This window comes from Dyella sp. (genome assembly GCF_035277725.1).
Taxonomy (GTDB): Bacteria; Pseudomonadota; Gammaproteobacteria; order Xanthomonadales; family Rhodanobacteraceae; genus Dyella_B.
The window spans coordinates 1-16,414 of sequence record NZ_DATEJY010000044.1 but is presented as its reverse complement, the minus strand read 5'-3'; the positions used below and the strand labels follow the sequence as shown (position 1 = coordinate 16,414).

16 protein-coding genes are annotated in these 16,414 nt (G+C 62.0%); 5 read left to right on the top strand and 11 right to left on the bottom strand.

The annotated features are described in order from the left end of the window. The 4 genes from VJR68_RS03735 to VJR68_RS03720 form a co-directional block, all read right to left on the bottom strand. Nucleotides 1–266 (bottom strand): hypothetical protein (locus tag VJR68_RS03735; protein ID WP_414647730.1); only part of this gene is annotated, 266 nt, incomplete at its 3' end. After that, nucleotides 263–724, bottom strand: a complete 462-nt coding sequence (locus tag VJR68_RS03730; RefSeq protein ID WP_324146210.1) for a (2Fe-2S)-binding protein — start codon at nucleotides 722–724, stop codon at nucleotides 263–265. The genes VJR68_RS03735 and VJR68_RS03730, both read right to left, overlap by 4 nt. A gap of 565 nt (nucleotides 725–1,289) precedes the next feature. Then, nucleotides 1,290–2,072 carry a transporter gene (locus VJR68_RS03725; protein WP_324146209.1) on the bottom strand — a complete coding sequence of 261 codons (783 nt, stop codon included), beginning with the start codon at nucleotides 2,070–2,072 and terminating at the stop codon, nucleotides 1,290–1,292. Nucleotides 2,073–2,081: 9 nt separating this feature from the next. Next, on the bottom strand, nucleotides 2,082–3,728 hold the full coding sequence (locus VJR68_RS03720; RefSeq protein ID WP_324146208.1) for a methyl-accepting chemotaxis protein: 1,647 nt from the start codon (nucleotides 3,726–3,728) through the stop codon (nucleotides 2,082–2,084). A 382-nt stretch (nucleotides 3,729–4,110) separates the two neighbouring features. On the opposite strand from VJR68_RS03720, the gene VJR68_RS03715 reads away from it, so the two are divergent. Then, a complete protein-coding gene (locus VJR68_RS03715) occupies nucleotides 4,111–7,173 on the top strand; it encodes a Kelch repeat-containing protein (RefSeq protein WP_324146207.1) in 3,063 nt (1,020 codons plus the stop codon). Between the two features lie 106 nt (nucleotides 7,174–7,279). Here VJR68_RS03715 and VJR68_RS03710 read toward each other — a convergent pair whose 3' ends face one another. The 7 genes from VJR68_RS03710 to VJR68_RS03680 all read right to left on the bottom strand — a co-directional run bounded on the left by VJR68_RS03710 (nucleotide 7,280) and on the right by VJR68_RS03680 (nucleotide 13,357). Continuing rightward, nucleotides 7,280–8,557 carry a S8 family serine peptidase gene (locus VJR68_RS03710; RefSeq protein WP_324146206.1) on the bottom strand — a complete coding sequence of 426 codons (1,278 nt, stop codon included), beginning with the start codon at nucleotides 8,555–8,557 and terminating at the stop codon, nucleotides 7,280–7,282. After that, the gene (locus tag VJR68_RS03705; RefSeq protein WP_324146205.1) at nucleotides 8,554–9,192 is read right to left on the bottom strand and encodes a zf-HC2 domain-containing protein; all 639 of its coding nucleotides are present in this window, start codon (nucleotides 9,190–9,192) and stop codon (nucleotides 8,554–8,556) included. The genes VJR68_RS03710 and VJR68_RS03705 overlap by 4 nt, the downstream gene beginning before the upstream one ends. After that, nucleotides 9,189–9,770, bottom strand: a complete 582-nt coding sequence (locus VJR68_RS03700) for an RNA polymerase sigma factor (RefSeq protein ID WP_324146204.1) — start codon at nucleotides 9,768–9,770, stop codon at nucleotides 9,189–9,191. The genes VJR68_RS03705 and VJR68_RS03700 overlap by 4 nt, the downstream gene beginning before the upstream one ends. A 97-nt stretch (nucleotides 9,771–9,867) precedes the next feature. Then, the gene (locus VJR68_RS03695) at nucleotides 9,868–10,641 is read right to left on the bottom strand and encodes a hypothetical protein (RefSeq protein ID WP_324146203.1); all 774 of its coding nucleotides are present in this window, start codon (nucleotides 10,639–10,641) and stop codon (nucleotides 9,868–9,870) included. A 299-nt stretch (nucleotides 10,642–10,940) separates the two neighbouring features. Then, a complete protein-coding gene (locus VJR68_RS03690) occupies nucleotides 10,941–11,342 on the bottom strand; it encodes a c-type cytochrome (protein WP_324146202.1) in 402 nt (133 codons plus the stop codon). Nucleotides 11,343–11,420: 78 nt separating this feature from the next. Beyond that, nucleotides 11,421–12,755, bottom strand: coding sequence for a cytochrome C (locus VJR68_RS03685; RefSeq protein ID WP_324146201.1), 1,335 nt, complete (start codon nucleotides 12,753–12,755; stop codon nucleotides 11,421–11,423). A 35-nt stretch (nucleotides 12,756–12,790) separates the two neighbouring features. Then, nucleotides 12,791–13,357: a cytochrome b gene (locus VJR68_RS03680; RefSeq protein WP_324146200.1), complete on the bottom strand. Its 567-nt coding sequence runs from the start codon at nucleotides 13,355–13,357 to the stop codon at nucleotides 12,791–12,793. Between the two features lie 290 nt (nucleotides 13,358–13,647). Here VJR68_RS03680 and VJR68_RS03675 point away from each other — a divergent pair, with 290 nt between their 5' ends. The 4 genes from VJR68_RS03675 to VJR68_RS03660 all read left to right on the top strand — a co-directional run. Beyond that, entirely contained in the window at nucleotides 13,648–14,085 is a 438-nt protein-coding gene (locus tag VJR68_RS03675; RefSeq protein ID WP_324146199.1) for an FdtA/QdtA family cupin domain-containing protein, read from the top strand. Continuing rightward, nucleotides 14,070–14,735 carry an acetyltransferase gene (locus tag VJR68_RS03670; protein WP_324146198.1) on the top strand — a complete coding sequence of 222 codons (666 nt, stop codon included), beginning with the start codon at nucleotides 14,070–14,072 and terminating at the stop codon, nucleotides 14,733–14,735. The genes VJR68_RS03675 and VJR68_RS03670 overlap by 16 nt, the downstream gene beginning before the upstream one ends. A 5-nt stretch (nucleotides 14,736–14,740) precedes the next feature. Further along, a complete protein-coding gene (locus VJR68_RS03665; protein WP_324146197.1) occupies nucleotides 14,741–15,694 on the top strand; it encodes a hypothetical protein in 954 nt (317 codons plus the stop codon). Then, the coding region (locus VJR68_RS03660) for a GNAT family N-acetyltransferase (protein WP_324146196.1) at nucleotides 15,681–16,414 on the top strand (734 nt) is incomplete at its 3' end. The genes VJR68_RS03665 and VJR68_RS03660, both read left to right, overlap by 14 nt.

Genomic DNA, 16,414 nt, shown 5'->3' with positions numbered 1-16,414 from the left:
GCCACACTGGTGCGCACGCCCTGGCCCATTTCGGAGCGGATGCATACCACCGTCACCGTGCCGTCCGGCGCGATCTCGACGAACAAATGCGGATCGTCGCGCAGCCCGTGGTCGGTCGCTTCGCCACCGTATTTCTTCTTGGGGCTGGTTTCCGCTGCGCGCGCGAGCGTGGGCAGGCCAAATGCCAGCAGCAGGCTGCCGGCGCCGAAACCAAGCAGGAACGCGCGGCGGCTTTCGTTGCAGATGTGCAGGCTGTCGTGGCTCATGCTGCACTCCCTTCGCCGGCGGCGAGCTTGATGGCATCGCGAATACGCGTGTACGTGCCGCAGCGGCAGATATTGCCGGACATGGCCGCATCGATATCGGCATCGCTGGGATGCGGATTGCTTTTAAGCAACGACGACGCCTGCATGATCTGCCCGGCCTGGCAGTAACCGCATTGCGCCACGTTGAGTTTCATCCACGCCTGCTGCACCGGATGGCTGCCATCCGGCGACAAGCCTTCGATGGTGGTGACCTGCTTGCCCGCAGCGGCTACTACTGGCGTGACGCAGGCGCGTACGGCGGTGCCTTCCAGATGCACGGTGCAGGCACCGCACAAGGCCATGCCGCAACCGAACTTGGTGCCCGTGTAGCCGAGCGTATCGCGCAGATACCAGAGCAGGGGCATGTCGGGCGGGCCGTCGAAGGAGTGCTCTTGGCCGTTGATGGTCAACGTAAGCATGGGGGCCTCTTCATGGTTTGTGGGGGCGGCAGGTGGCAAAGGTACTGCTGATGCGGGGGATTGAGGAATGCCATAAGTTGGCGGGTTTTTGCCTGATGCAGCGGGGGTATTCGCCGGATTCGGCATTGCGCGCTGACGCCGGCGTCATTGACCTTTGTAGGTTGGGGTGCGAACCCCAACATTTGCCACGGCCGCATCCATCACGATGTTGGGGTTCGCACCCCAACCTACGTTGTACCCAGCGCGACGCGGACGCGCTGGGATTTCATCCCGGCCTACAAAGAGCGACGCCGGTGCAGGGACCGCGCCTGTTTTTCCGGGGCCTCTTTGGGCGCCAACGTTCCGAACTTGAGGATTTTCCGCCCGCCGGAATGACGACCTGCACGCCACCCCTTCCGCCCCCGCCCGGAACCTACGGGCCGATCAGCTTCTGGCGGCGCCGATCGCGTTGCATGCGGCGAACAATGCGGTGGTTTGCATGGCGATATTTCGGGGTTGAGTCGTAGGTTGGGGTGCGAACCCCAACGTCGTTCGGCGTGCATCCTGTTGGGGTTCGCACCCCAACCTACAAGCCGAAATAGAACGCCACGCCGAAGCCGGCCATCCACGCCGGAGCCGTGCCGACGAAACCGCGGTCGAAGGACAGATCCCATTGCAGACGCACGTTGGGCAGATAGGTCACGCCGGCGCCGATCAAGCCACCGGTGCGCGCTTGTTGATGCAGTGCCACCAGCTCGCCGTATACGGCCCAGGCTTTATTCAAGGTATAGCCATAGTTGCCGGCAAGCTGATACGTGCCATGCGTACCCATGCGTTGCCATTGCGCGAAATAACCTAGCGTATGGCGCTCATCCAATTGCTGCGCCAGCGTCACGCCCAGGGTGTATTGGCGTTGCGGCAAGCGCAGGGCGTCGGCGCCGTCGGGTAACTCCACCGTAGCCAGCAGTGCGCCGCTCCATTGTGCATTGAACGGTGGCGGCGCGATTTTCAGGCTGAGCAGGGTATCGCCGCGTCCGGTCACGCGTTGCGATGCATGGCCTTCGCTGGACGTGAGCCAATTGAAGGGCGTGCTGCCCGCCTGCAATTCCAGGCCATTGCCCAAGCCGATGCGGAGCAGGCTGTCGGTCATGAACTGACTGGTGCGCACGCCATCCTGATGCGCCAGGTTCCAATCCGGCAGGCCTTGTTCGATCGCAAAACCGCCCAGGGGCAGGGCAGTGGTGCCGAAGCCGAAGGCCGGCCGATCGTAGGCCGGCACTGTACCGTTGGCGTTATCCGCATCATCCGCGTGGGCTTGCGTGGTTATCAACAGCGTGCACGCAAGCAACCACGCGCCTTGGTATTTCATAGGTCCCCTTCAAGCGCCCACGACCCGCAATGCCGGCCTGGCTGATGATGCCACATGCCCAACGCGGCGTGACTGCGGCCTGGCGTGCGCGACCTCTTCATTCTCGGCACCGTTGATGCGGAAGAAGTTGACGTGCTGCATCAGCTCGGTGGCTTGCTCTTGCATTGCGCGGCTGGCTGCGGCGGCTTCTTCCACCAATGCGGCGTTGCGTTGCGTCATGTCGTCCAGCGCGGTGACGGTGGTGTTGACCTGATCCACGCCGGCCGCCTGTTCGTGACTGGCTGCGGCGATCTCCGCGACGACATCCGTGGCTTTGCGCGTGCGATCCAGGATGTGCCGCAACGCGTCGCCGGAGGCGCTGACCAGCGAGGTGCCGGCATGCACTTTCTCGGATGATTCGTTGATCAACAGCTTGATCTCGCGCGCTGCGCTGGCCGAACGCTGCGCCAGCGTGCGTACCTCGCCGGCCACCACGGCGAAACCGCGTCCTTCCTCGCCGGCACGTGCGGCTTCCACGGCGGCGTTGAGCGCCAGCAGGTTGGTCTGGAAGGCGATCTCGTCGATCAGGCTGGAGATTTCCGCAATGCGCTTGCTGGCCGCTTCGATTTCGCTCATGGCATGCACGGCTTCGCTCACGACCTTGCCGCCATGCTCAGCCTGTTCCAACGCGCCTTTCACCAACTGCGACGCCTGGCTCGCGTTTTCCGCGTTCTGGCGCACTGTCGCATTCATTTCCTCCATGGATGCGGCAGTTTCTTCCAGGCTGGAAGCCTGCTCTTGCGTGCGATGCGAAAGGTCGTCGTTGCCTTGCGCAATCTGGTTGGACGCCGTCGCGACGGATGCCGCGCCATGGCGCACTTCTTTCACGATACGCGTGAACTGTTCGTCCATGCGTTGCAAGCCAAGCAGCAGGCGGCCCACTTCGTCGCTGCGGTCAACCTGAATGCCGTGATTGAGATGGCCAGCGGCAATCGTGTCGGCCAATTGCACGGCGTGGTCAAGCGGCTTGGAGATGGCGCGGATCATCACCACCAGCAGGCTCAAAATCACCAGGAACCCAGCCGCGATGATGCCCACGGTGGTCAGCAAGATGCGATGGAAGGATGCTTCTGCATGGTTGAACGAGTCTTCCGCCTGGGCTTTGTTTTCCTGGTAAAGCACATCCGCGTTGACCATTGCGGTGTTGAATGCTTTCTCATACGCGCCGCCGCTGGCGAACACGTCGGTATCGAATTTGCCTTGCGCCATATCGCTCAGCGCGTTGGCAGTCACTTGGTCGATCAGCTTGCGGGAGGCGGCCACCACATCCGCGGCGCTACGCTCGCGCGGGCTGTCGATCAACGGATAGTAGGTATTCCACGCCCGATCCATGTCGGTATTGTTCTGCGCCATGGACGCCTTGAACGCCGCAATGCTCTTGCCGTCATGCGAAAGCAACAGCTTGTTCAACTCAACCAGATTCTGGTTGATGCCGTTGCGCACGTGGCTGATATAAAGAAGCGGCTGGACGTCGCCCTGGTAAATGTCGGCTACATCCTGGTTGATCTGCTTTTGCCCGTAAATGCCCGCGCAACCGATCGTTACCATGATCAATGCGCAGAACGACAAGCCGATGATGAGCTTGTGCTTGATGGTGAAAGTGATACGGCGTTTCATGCTTGCTCCGACGGTCAGGCGCCTCCTGCAATCGATTCGCTCCTTTGTAAAAGAAGTATCGGCGGGACTTGTTTTTCTTTGAATGTGAAATAGGCGGCCGGGTTGTAGAATCGAGCGGGGCCAACAGGGGGCAATGACGTGGCGGAAGGGGACTTCTTGGAAGTCGCCGCCTATCTGGCGTGCGATGGCGAGCTGGCTGTGCCGAAAGCGACGGCATGCGTTTGATCGGGCGTCCGTACACGAAAATCCCGTCAGCTACGCGAAAGCTATCTGGAGTGCGCATTCAAGTGCCGTTGAAGGGGCGGGCAGGCGGATTTGCGGCTAACGCAAGGCGTCTTTGTGCCTGCATGGATCTCCACTGACTATGCGGATGACAATCAAAATGGAATTTCCGGTAACGCATCGGATCATCAAGACCATCGCCTGGTTGTTGCTCTTGAACTTCTCCGGCATCGCTCAAGCCGGGAATACGCTGCCCGGCGTGCCAACGTTGATCAGCGTGCAAGCACCCGCGCAGACGGAACCCGCTGGCGTGTTGCACAACATCGGCGCTTATCCCACGGAGATAGCCGGCGCCACCATGGCGCCGCTTGCTGGCGGCAAGGTGCTGGTCTTCGGTTTCGATCCCATCGGATACGGCCTGCGCGATGAAGGAGGGAAGCCGGCAGTCACGTTGCGCAACCGCTGGAAGCAAGGCTACGGCTATGCCTTTCGCGTCAATAGCGCATGGGCGCCGTTAGTGTGGGAACCGGAACGGAAGGGTTGGACGAAAATTCCGCTCTTGCCGGACTGTGCCGGGGCGAGATATCTGCATACCGCCACGGTGTTGGCGAATGGCAACGTTCTGATTGCCGGCGGCTTTTGCGATGTGCAGGTATTCGGAAACACCGGCGGATTGTCTGCGGATGGATACACCCACCTGTGGTTGTGGAACAGCACCGCGGAGAATTGGGAGGCGGCCCTGCCGCTGAACGTTCCGCGCATCTTTCATAGCGCAACGCTCATGCAGGATGGCAGCGTTCTATTCGTGGCTGGTGAAAGCGATCCAGCCTTGTCGGCTGCGGGCGAACCCGTGCTGGATAGTGTCGAGCGCTACGATGGCAAGTCAGTGGCACGCCTTCCATCGCTGCATGTGGCGCGCGCCAGGCATACGGCTACCTTGTTGGGGAATGGCGCGGTACTGGTCGTAGGCGGCATGGATCGCGACGGCAACGCCATGGGTTCGGTCGAACTCTGGGACCCGTTGTTGCGTACGTGGTCTGTCTTGCCGTCTTTGAATACGGCCCGCTATGCACACACGGCGGCGCTGCTCGACGATGGCAGGGTCATGGTTGCAGGCGGCATCGGCCCTGACGGACGTGCCCTCAGCTCGGTCGAGTTGTGGGATCCAGCCAGCAACCGTTGGTCCATCGGCAGCCCATTGCCACGCGCGGCAAGCCATCAAGCGATGGTGAAGCTGCCGAACGGAAATGTGTTGCTGGTGGGCGGAACCAGCGAGTTTTCTCCTTATCCCATCGACTGGGCTTTGCTATGGGACAAGTTCGGCGGTAACTGGCGTCCCGCCGGCACGGCCAAGCCTGATCAGCAGAATGACCTGGTCTATCCACCGACACTCGTCCCTTCGAGTGATGGCAGCATGCTGATCTTCGGAACGCGCCGCATTTTTCGGTGGCAAGCGTCAGCCGGTACGCAGTCGTCCGGGCAACCCATCTGGCGCAGTGCCACCGCGATGGTCACGCTGGCCGATGGTGATGTCATGGTCATCGGCGAAACCGATCTCAACAAGTGGACCGCGAACATCTGGCATCCGCGCGACAACACGTGGACCTTCGCCGGTGACCTGGCCTATCAAAGCCGCAACCACACAAGGGCTGTTCTGCTGCAAACCGGACAGGTGATGCATGTTGGCCTGGGTGGCTACAACGACATCTTTTGCGAACTCAGCGATATCGAACACCGGCATTGGACCGACTGCGGGCATTTTTCACTTGAGCATCTCTCTGATTCACCCGTGGGATTGGGCGTTTTACCGAATGGGAATGTCGCGCTGGTTGCGAATGCGGCCGATGCATTCCTGTACGACCCGCACGCCAATCAATGGAACGCCGAGCACCTGGAATGGAATAACCAGGACATGGCGTATGGCGCACCCGTACGCGCCGGGCAGCATCCGTTGGCCAGGTTGTGGGATAGCGAGCACGACGCATGGCTCGATGTGAGCAGTATCGCCGCGGCATATTGGAGCGCCACATTTGGCCACCTTGGCTATGACGTGGTGATCAACGGTCACGTCAAGAAAGTGGCATCACGTGGCGCACCACCCACTCTGCTGTGGGATGCGAGCCGGCAGCAATGGGCTTACATCTTTCCGCCGGGCAGCACGAAGATGGGCGGCGAGGCGCAAATGCTGCCGGACGGTTGCGCGCTCTCCTGGTTACCGCTGAAGCTGTTCAATCCGGATACCGGCAACGCGACGGCATTGAACGATCCGGGTATCGGCATTCAAGCATCGGAAGGAAGCATGCTGGTACTCGCCGATGGCACGGCGGTGTTTACGGGTGCGCCAGATGGCGGCGTGGGCACCGGCTTTTTCCAGCGCAAGGTGAGCTGCGCCGGTTTCGCGCCGGCGCAAGAAGATGAAGTGCTGATGCCGGGTGTTTTCGGCCCATCACCCCATGCGATCCATGACACCGCAGCGGCGCCTGCGCCGCAAGCCAAAGCCTTGCCGCCACGCTCGCGTGCATCGCTGCTATGGGATTACCTGCAGGCCAACCCATGGCCGTTGCGTGCTGTGCTTGGCGTGCTGTTGCTCTATGTGCTGCTGCGCTATCTGTTTTTGCCGCAGGTCCGGTACACGGCCAGGCGCAGCATGTCACGCCAGCACATGGCGACGCTGACACGCAAATTGCCGCGGCCGTATGCATGGGGTACGCGCATCGTCATCTATGGATTGCTGGCGCTTGCCGTCGTGCCGGCGTTGAAAGGATTCGTGCATTTCCATCGCGGGCAGGCCGTGGAAGAGTGCAAGCACCAAGCATCCGCGTGCCTGGATCCGCACACCGGCATTCTGCAAGGCATACCCGCACTGGAGCAGGCTTCACCCGATCATCCCCAGCCCGGCATACCTTGCCGTTTCGTGGGCATCTGGTCGTCGCGGCAAGGCGCGCTGGCGTTTCGCATAACGATGAAAGACGACGGCACGTATGCGGTGCAGCCGAACGCAGGCGGCATCGGCGACCCCGCGGGATATACCGGCTATTGGATGGTTCAAGGCGACAACATGGTCTGGCGCGATCGTGCACGGCCCGAGCTTGGGCCGGACATCAACCCGATCATTGCGCAAGGCAATGGCCGCTTCGTTCTGCTTGAGCAGGATGGGCGGCGCACGCAGTTTGAGTTGATCAAGCCTGTCGATTCGGATCGTTGCAAGAAGCAGGATGACTGACTGCGTTTGCGGTGCGACTCGAACGGCTGGTCGTTGGCTGGGATGAAAATCCCGGCTCTTTCATGGCTGCCGATGCTGGGATTTCATCCCAGCCTACGTTTGCGCCTCAACGTGGCGACTTGTTCGCGTCATGCAGCGCCGCGACAGCGGCGGCGGCGTTTACTTCCACCACACCGTTGGAGGTCTTGCTGCTCTGTACCAGCAGATCGTGCACGGCGTGTGCATCCAGGCGTGGCGAGATCGAAAGCAACAACGCAACAATGCCGCTTACGTGCGCGGCGGCCATGGATGATCCGGAAGTGAAGTCGTAGCCGCCGCCGGGTTGGGTGGTGAGGATGTCTTTGCCGGGTGCGCTGATGACGCCGGAAGGCGATGCGGCGGGGCCGCTGGAGCGCACGACGATCACGCCGGGCGCGTTGTCCGGAAATCCTTCCAGGCTTCCGCTCGGCGGCAATGCTGCGACTACGATGCGGCCCTGGCTGAGCAGTTGCGCCAGCAGTTTATCCAGCAGGGGATCGGCCGGGCCGCCCAGGCTCAAGTTGACGATGCGTGCATCGGTATCGATTACCGCTGCCAGTGCCTTGGCCAGCGTGAATGAATTGCAGCGCGCGCCGCGGTGCGGTTCGGGTGCGTACCAGCAGGCCTTGTACACGCTGAGCACGGCTTTGGGTGCGATGCCGACGATGCCTTGATGGTTGTCCGCATCCGCCGCGATCACACCGGCGACTTCGGTGCCGTGGTTGTCGCGATCGAAGGCGGCGGCATCGTTGCTGACCATGTCATGGATATCGTGGATGCGTCCTTGCAGGTCGGGATGCCTGGTGTCGGCACCGGTGTCGACCACGGCAATATGCACGCCGTCGCCCTGGCTGAAGGTTTGCGCCAGCGCGGCATCGGTTTCTTCGAAGCCGCGCTGCAATCCCACGTACGGATCGTTGTAGCGATGATGCGTACTCGCCGCGACCGTGGCGTAGACGGAATAGTCCTGCAGCGGCTGCGCGAGCTTGACGCGATCGTCCTTGGCGAGTGTCTTGATCAAGTCATCGCGATGGGTGCCTGCGGGCGTTTCCACGACGACGCAATACACACCCAGTGCCTTGATTGGCCAACCGGCGACTTCGTGCAGGTTGTAGCGCCGCTTCAAATCGCCGAGTGCGGAGGCCGCGCGTTGGCCGGCACCGTAATAACCGGTGGGTGCGTAGCCGAGCATGCTGGAACCGGCATGCAGCGCCGGCGGGTCGATCGGGTTGGCAACGGCCAGCACGATGTCGCGCTGGGTGTTCATCGCGGACACCGGCGGTGCCTGGCTGGATGAATCGGTAGCCGATGCCTGCATGCCCAGGCACATCATCGCTGCAGTGAGCAGGAATGCAGCGATTCTCATGGCGTATCGGTCACCGGCTCCGCCAGGCGAACGCCGTGCGCGGCACGCAATTGCTGCAAGGTATTTTGCTGGCTTACCGCGGCAGCGGTGGGGGCCACGGTGTAGGCGCCCACGTCGTTCGGCCCACCGACCACCTGCAACTGCAGCGAATGCAGCAGGGCATTCCAGTCCGCCAGCGTCATGCTCGCATCGGGCACGACGCGGATGGCGCCAGCCGTCACGGGAGCCACGGGTTCCTGGCTCAGCGTGCGATAGGTGGCGCTGTCGCCAGCCGACCAGGTCTTCAAGCCCAGCGCGCCGATGCCGACGGCCTGGATCAGCACGGCGGCGGCCAGTGCACGCGTGAGCCAACCACTGCGGCGTGCGCGTTGGGGTTCTTCCACCGCCGGTGCATCCAGGCGGCCAAGCAGTCGCTGCAGTCCGGCTTCCATATCCACCTCGATATTCGATGGTAATGACAGGGCTTGTTGCAGGCGTTTCTGTTGTTCGAATTCAGCGCGGCAGGCTTCGCAATGCGCCAGGTGGTGCGTCAGCCATGCGCCTTGTTCCTGCGTGGCGCTGTCTTGCAGCACCCACGGCATCATTTCCCACGCGCGCGGGCAATCCTGGCTGGAGTAGTTCGGTAACATCGTCATGGTGCTTGCTCTTTGAAAGTGACGGTGCGTTCGGCCAAGGCTGGCAGCACGTTGCGCAGCTTGACGCGCGCATGGAACAGGCGTGCCTTCACCGTACCCACCGGGCATTGCATGATCGCGGCGACGTCGTCCAGGGTATGGCCTTCGCCGTACACCAGTTCGACCACCACGCGCTGGTCGTGCGAAAGGCGTTCCAGCCCTTTGCTCAGCCAGTCGCGCATGATGCGATCTTCATCGGGGTCGTCCGCGGGAATGCGGTCTTCGGGAATGTTGTCTTCAACCGGCTCCTCGCCATGCTGCCTGAGCGCCTTGAGGCCGCAGCGGTAGGCAATGCCCATGATCCAGGTGGATACGCGCGAGTCGCCGCGGAAATCGCCGGCCTTTTGCCAGGCGATCCAGAAGCAATCGTTGATCACTTCTTCGATGACTTCCGGGCGTCGGGTCTGTCGCGACAGAAAACGGCACAGGCGGCCGTGATAGTTGCGGTAGAGGGTGGCCAGCGCGGCACGATCGCCGGCTGCCATACGCTGCAGCAGCTGGCGATCAGTGGCGTCGGTATTGAGGTCGGCGTCGTTCATGGGGTTCGATGGCGTCGGTTGACGACATAAGTGCCGGTTCGGCGCCGAAAGGTTGCTAGGGATGCTCTGCCGGGTGCGTGGATAGATCAGGCCGTCTCTAGAAAGACCAGGAAATCGTGGCGACCCACGGCGCGGCCGCCATCTGGCGCTGGGACGGGTCGGTGGCGATCCGGTCCAGCTCCACCCGCCAGGCGTCGTAGGCCCAGGCCAGGCCTACTTGGCCATAGCCGTAGTATGAACTCGGGCGCTGGCGGTGGTAGGTGTAGTAGTAGCTGCCCGGATAGGCCGGCGTGCCGTAGGCCGCGCCACCGGAGTAACTCCAGGCGGGCAGGGGCTGGGCCACGCCCACGCCGGCGGTCAGCGAGAAATGCGCCGGCAGCGGCCAGTGGAAATCCACGTCGGCGGCGCCGCGCGGCTGGTGATTGTTGCCGCGGGTGAGGGTGACGGCCGATAGCCCGAAGCTGAGCACGTCGCGGTAGAGCCAGCCGACGCTGGCTTCGGCTCGATCGAAGGCCCGGGCGCTCGCGTTGCCGGGATAGGTGTAATAGGCAAGACCTGCCTGCATGCGCCAGTCGCCGGACAGCAGCCAGTAGTGATCCACCTGCGCCAGCACGTCGGAGCCATGTCTTGGCCTGCGCGCCTGCGTCCCTGCAGACAGGCCGAATACCCAGCCACTGGCGGTGGCCCAGGATGCCGCGCCCTGCAGCACCGGCGTGACCGGGGTGATGGCCACACCGCGATCGACCAACTGCGAATTGAGCGCGACGGTGCCGCTGAAGGCGTTGGTCTGCGCGTGCAGCGGGGTGATGGCGAGGGTGGCCGAGAGGGCGGTGAGGGGGAGGCGACGCAAGACGCCGGACGATGCATTCATATGCTTACGCGTTCGCGCGAGCGGCAACGGAAGTTACCGTGGTGAAAGCACAACCTCCATCATCGTCGCCCCGGCGAAGGCCGGGGCCTGGTGTCTTTGCGAGATGGAAGTCGCTGGGCCCCGGCGTTCGCCGGGGCGACGGATCAGGTGCGCGATGTGTTTCATGGCAACCCATAAACGCCAAACCGTCACCCTCGCGCAAGCAAGGACGACGGTAGCGAAAGGCTGGCAGACAGGCAGGTAAGCGCGCGTACGGCATCACCGGCTTATAGCCGATCCCTCCGGACAAGGGAATGTCATCAGTGAAGCGTGCTGAGATACGTGATCAGATCTTCCAATTGCTTCGCATCATCCAGGCCGTCGTACTTCATCTTGGTGCCGGGGTTGGCTTTCTTTGCCGGCTGCGACAGATAGCCGTGCAGCTTGTCGGCGGTCCAGGTCCAGTGCGCCTGTTTGAGCGCATCCGAATAGTTGTAATCGGTGATGGAACCGGCGGGGCGTCCCACGATGCCAAACAGGCTCGGGCCCTTCTTGTTCTTCCCCTGCTTGGGGCTATGGCATTCGGCGCACTCGGATTTGAATACATCGGCGCCGGCAGTGGCGTCGCCGGCCTTGGCGATGGGGGAGGCTACGATCCAACCAACCAGAAGTCCTGCTACAGCCGAACCACGCAACAACCGTCCAAATACTGACTGACTCACTACATCGACTCCTGTTCGTATTTATGTCTGGCCGTCATTCCCGTTTTCGCGGGAATGACGGCTATGGAGATGACGTGCTTAAAACGCCACGCTGGCAAAAAGCAGGAAGGCGTTGAGATCCTTCGCGTTGGTCACCGCCGGACTGCCGGGTGGTGCGCCAAACACGTTGTCGCTGCTGCCGTTGAATTTGTTGAAGCGGAACCACTCGGCAGCCAGCTTCAGATTGGCAATGGACGTGAAGGAGTCGTCCTTGCCGAACGGCGTCCAGAACACGGTGAACGAATTGCTCGAGGTATCCGGTTCGCCATACGGCACGAAGCGCACGATGTCGTGCGTGCCGGTGCTCACCAGGTGGGAAACCGAAATGCCGTAGCTTTGCCTGAAGGTATAGGTGAGCGTGGCGGTTTGATCGTGTACCACGCCGTTGGACAAGGCGACCAGGCCGGGCACGGGGCCGAACGGCGTCGTCGCATAGCGGCGGCGCTCCATGATGTTGACGTACGCGAACTGGATGATGTTCTCGTGATTGCCCAGGTATTGGTACGTGACATCGTAGCCGACGTCGGTCACGTGCTCGCTCGGGCCGCTGCGTGGCAGCTGGCGTTCGGTGGTCAATCCCACCAGGCCGGCAGAAACGAATTGATGCTTGAAATCGCGCATGTATGCAAAGCGCGCGTACACCGTATCGCTGAGCTTGCCGGGGTCGCCGCCGAGCGAATAACCCAGGTTGTACTGCATCGACGTCGGCAGCGAACTGTACGTACCCAATTCGCCGTACCAGTTGTCGTCATACAACGCATAGAGGCTTGCACCGATCACGCGATGCGCCAGTGTGTTCGAGCTGGACGGATTGAGCAGCGTGCCCGATACCGTCGGCGGTCCGTTGTTGGTGGCAGCCGGCAATGCGCTGATCGGATCGTTGAAGCCGGGGTTGTTGTTGACGCTGATGCCGACCAGCGCCTGCTTGCCGCCGAGTTTGAGATCCTTGGCCACGAAGCGCAGGTCCACGTCGCTCAATTGCGTGTGGAATTTGTCCTGCCCGTTGTTGTTGTCCTGGATTTTGACGTAGCCGCCGATCTGGTCCGTCACGCGGCCAGCCAGATAGATGTCGGCCTCGCTCAGGAGATTGCTGCTTTGACCCCTGGCAGGAACGGTGCGCGTGCCGGTGAGCTGGATGGCCGCCGGAATCTTGGTGCCCTGGCCATCCGTATCGGTATAGCCGCCCATCTTGAAGCGCATGCCATAAGGCGTCAGTGCAGGTCCGTAGGCGCCGGCATGGCAGTCCGCGCAGGCATTGCCGGTCTGGCGCGCATAGGCGGGTACGGCATGCACGGTCTGCGCGGCGAACAGTGGCAGCGCGGCCAGCCCATACCAAAGATGCAGCTTCGTGCGTCGGTGCAGCGAAGTGTGCATGGAATCTCCTTGTCGTGATGGATGCGGAAAATCAGTCATGGCCGGCGTTGCCACCACATCGCGCGCAGCAAACCATCACGCCGCACGAAGTGATGCCAAAGCGCTGCCAGGATGTGCAGGACAATCAACGCCAGTAACAGCCATGCCACGTTGGTATGCCAGGTCTGCAACGTGTCGGCGCGGTCTTCATCGGCAGCGACCAGCGCAGGCAGCGTCAGCCCGAACAGATGCACCGGTTTGTCCTGCGCATTGCTGAGCGCCCAGCCGAGCAAGGGCTGGACCAGCAGCAACACATATAAAGCGGTGTGCACCAAGGCCGCCGCCACGCGTGTGATGATCGAGTTATCGCCCGGCGATGGCAGCGCGCCGATGCGCGCGCGCACCACCAGGCGAATAAAGAACAAGGCGAGCACGAACAACCCGAAGTGGCGATGGATTTCCAGCAACCATTGCCTGGCGGCACGGGCGGATACTTCGTCGCGAGTCAGGATCGCGGTGGCTGCGCCGAGCAAGCACAACACTGTAAGCCAATGCACCAGCACTAGTTTGCGCGGCCGCGCTGGTGCGGTGGTGTTGCCGGCAATGTCACTGGATGTCGCCATTGTTCTCCCCGTGGCCTGAAATGACTCCGTGCTTCAGCCACTTACTGGTGCCTGAAGGAGGTTTGTGCGGGTGAGTGCGGAATAAAACCGGAAAGGTTGTGGTCTCCTTTCTTCTTCCCCGTAGGTTGGGGTGCGAACCCCAACGTTCCGGATACCCGCACACCATGTTGGGATTCGCACCCCAACCTACGTCGTCATGACGACTGCGCGTGTCTTCGCACCAACGCAACCTTTCCCAATCGACCCGGCACTCAACTGCGTAGATCACCTCACCGCAGCCGGCCCACCTCATGCAAATCCAGCGAGTCCAGTTGCAGCAGCATGGCGATGAGCGCGGCATGCTCGTCGCCTTGGAAAAAGATCGCAACGTGCCGTTCGAGATTCGGCGCGTGTATTACCTGTTCGCCACCAAAAACCGCGTGCACCGCGGCCAGCATGCGCACCGTCATCTCAATCAGCTCGCGGTAACGGTGCGCGGCTCGGTGACGTTTCTGCTGGACGACGGCAGCGGACCGGTGGAAGTGGTGCTGGACGATCCATCGCAAGGCTTGTTGCTGGGAAGCATGGTGTGGCGCGAAATGTACGACTTCAGCGAAGACTGCGTGCTGATGGTGCTCGCTGACCAGCTGTACGACCCCGCCGACTACATCACCAACTACGACGAATTCCTGCGCGAGGTAAACAACCCAATGCTGCTTGGGGACGTGGCCGCATGCCAAAGCCGCTAGTGCTTATCGGCGCGGGTGAGTTTGCGCAAATCGCCTGCGAATATTTTCAGCACGACAGCGACTACGATGTCGTTGCCTTCAGTGTGGAGCGTGAATACCTCACGCAACCGAGCCTGGCCGAACGGCCTATCGTGGCGTTCGAAGACCTGGAAACAACTTACCCGCCAGCAGACGTCGAGACCTTCGTGGCGGTGCCGGCCAGCCAGCTCAACCGCTTGCGCACGCGCCTGTATCAAGACGCCAAGCGCAAAGGCTACCGTTGCGCCACCTATGTGAGTTCACGCGCCTTCGTGTGGCGCAATGCCGAGGTGGGCGAAAACAGCTTCATCTTCGAGAATAACGTGATCCAGCCGTTCGTGCGCATCGGCAACAACTGCGTATTGTGGAGCGGCAATCACGTGGGGCATCGCACGGTGGTGCACGATAACGTGTTCGTCGCTTCGCATGCAGTGATTTCCGGTTATTGCGAGATCGGCCAGCACAGCTTCGTCGGCGTCAACGCCACCTTCAACGATGGCGTGAAAGTCGCCGCCGATTGCGTGATCGGCTCCGGCGCCCTGGTGGTGAGGGACACCGAGCCGGGCAAGGTCTACGTCGGTTCGCCGGCGCATGCACTGCCTGGGCGATCCAGCCTCGACGTAAGGCTTTGACCGCCATGTTTACCTGGACCAAGCGTGGACTGGTATTCGAGCCTGCGCGGCAGGGCGTGGGCGGCTGGATGCAGCACTCGGCGCTTACGCCCACGCCGTATCGGCTGGACGAGGAAACCATCCGCGTCTATGCGGGGTTTCGCGATGCGCAAGGCGTCAGCCGCATCGGCTACGTCGATGTGTGGGCGAGCGATCCGATGGTGGTGTTGCGCGTCAGTCCCGAGCCGGTGCTGGATATCGGCCGCGACGGTTGCTTTGACGACAACGGCATGATTCTCGGTGACGTGGTCGACGCGCCGGGTGGTCTGCATATGTTCTACGTGGGTTTTCAGCGCGTGGCCAAGGCCAAGTTTCTGGCGTTTACGGGCCTGGCGATTTCCACCGATGGCGGCGAAAGTTTTCAGCGCGTGCAGGAAACTCCCATCCTCGATCGCGCGCCGGGCCGCAGCACCATTGCCGCGGTGCATTCGGCGATGTGGGAGCACGGCCGTTGGCGCCTGTGGTACGCGGTGGGTGATGACTGGGAAACGATCGGCGGCCAGCCGTATCCGCGCTACCACATCCGTTATGCCGAGACCGCGTCGCTGCAGGCCATGCCGCGCGCAGATCGCGTGTGCCTGCTTCCGCTCGGCAGCGAATATCGTATCGGCCGCCCGCGCGTCTATCGCATCGACGATCGTTACGCGATGTATTTCACACGCGGCAACACCACCGGCGAATATTTTCCCGGTGTGGCCTTCAGTGACGATGGCGTGCGCTGGGAGCGTCATGACGAGGCGTTGGGCCTGGGCTTGTCGGCCAGCGGCTGGGATTCGCGCACGCTGTGCTATCCCGCGTTGATTCGCCAGGATGATACCTGGCTGATGTTCTACAACGGCAACGACATGGGCGTGGACGGTTTTGGCGTGGCCGAAGCCGCGATGGTGCATGCAGAGGGTGAAGCGCATGTTCACGCTTAAAGCCTACGCACCGGAGGATATGGCGTGCTGGGATGCCGTGGTCGAGCAATCGCGCAACGGCAATTTTTTGCATCGGCGCGGCTACATGGATTACCACGCCGATCGTTTCACCGACTGTTCGTTGATCGTGGAACGCAACGGCGAAGCGTTGGCAGTGCTTCCGGCCAGCCGCAAAAACGGCACGGTGAGCAGCCACGGCGGCCTTACCTATGCCGGCTTGATCATGACGCGCGCCGTGCGCACCGAATGGGCGCTGGAAGTATTGGAGCGCATCGGCGAGCACTATCGCGCATTGGGTGCGGAACGCCTTATCTACAAAGCAGTGCCGCATGTCTTCCATGCGTACCCGGCCGACGAAGATCTGTATGCCTTGCATCGCCTCGGCGCGCGACTGAAGCGGCGCGATGTGTCGTCAGTGATCGCGTTGCGCGAGCCATTCGTGTTTGCCGATGGGCGCCGGCGGGCGGTGAACAAGGCGCGGCGGTCGGCGATTCGTTTGCAACAGTCAAGCGATTTTGCGGATTTCCATGCCTTGCTGACGGAGGTGCTGCGCAGCCGCCACGACGTGGCGCCAACGCACAGCTTGGCGGAATTACGCCTGCTTCAAGGGCGATTTCCACGGCAGATCGTGCTGCATGAAGCGCGCGAGGGCGACGCCTTGCTTGCTGGCGCGCTGGTTTATGACTTTGGCCGTGTGGTGCACACGCAGTACCTGGCGGC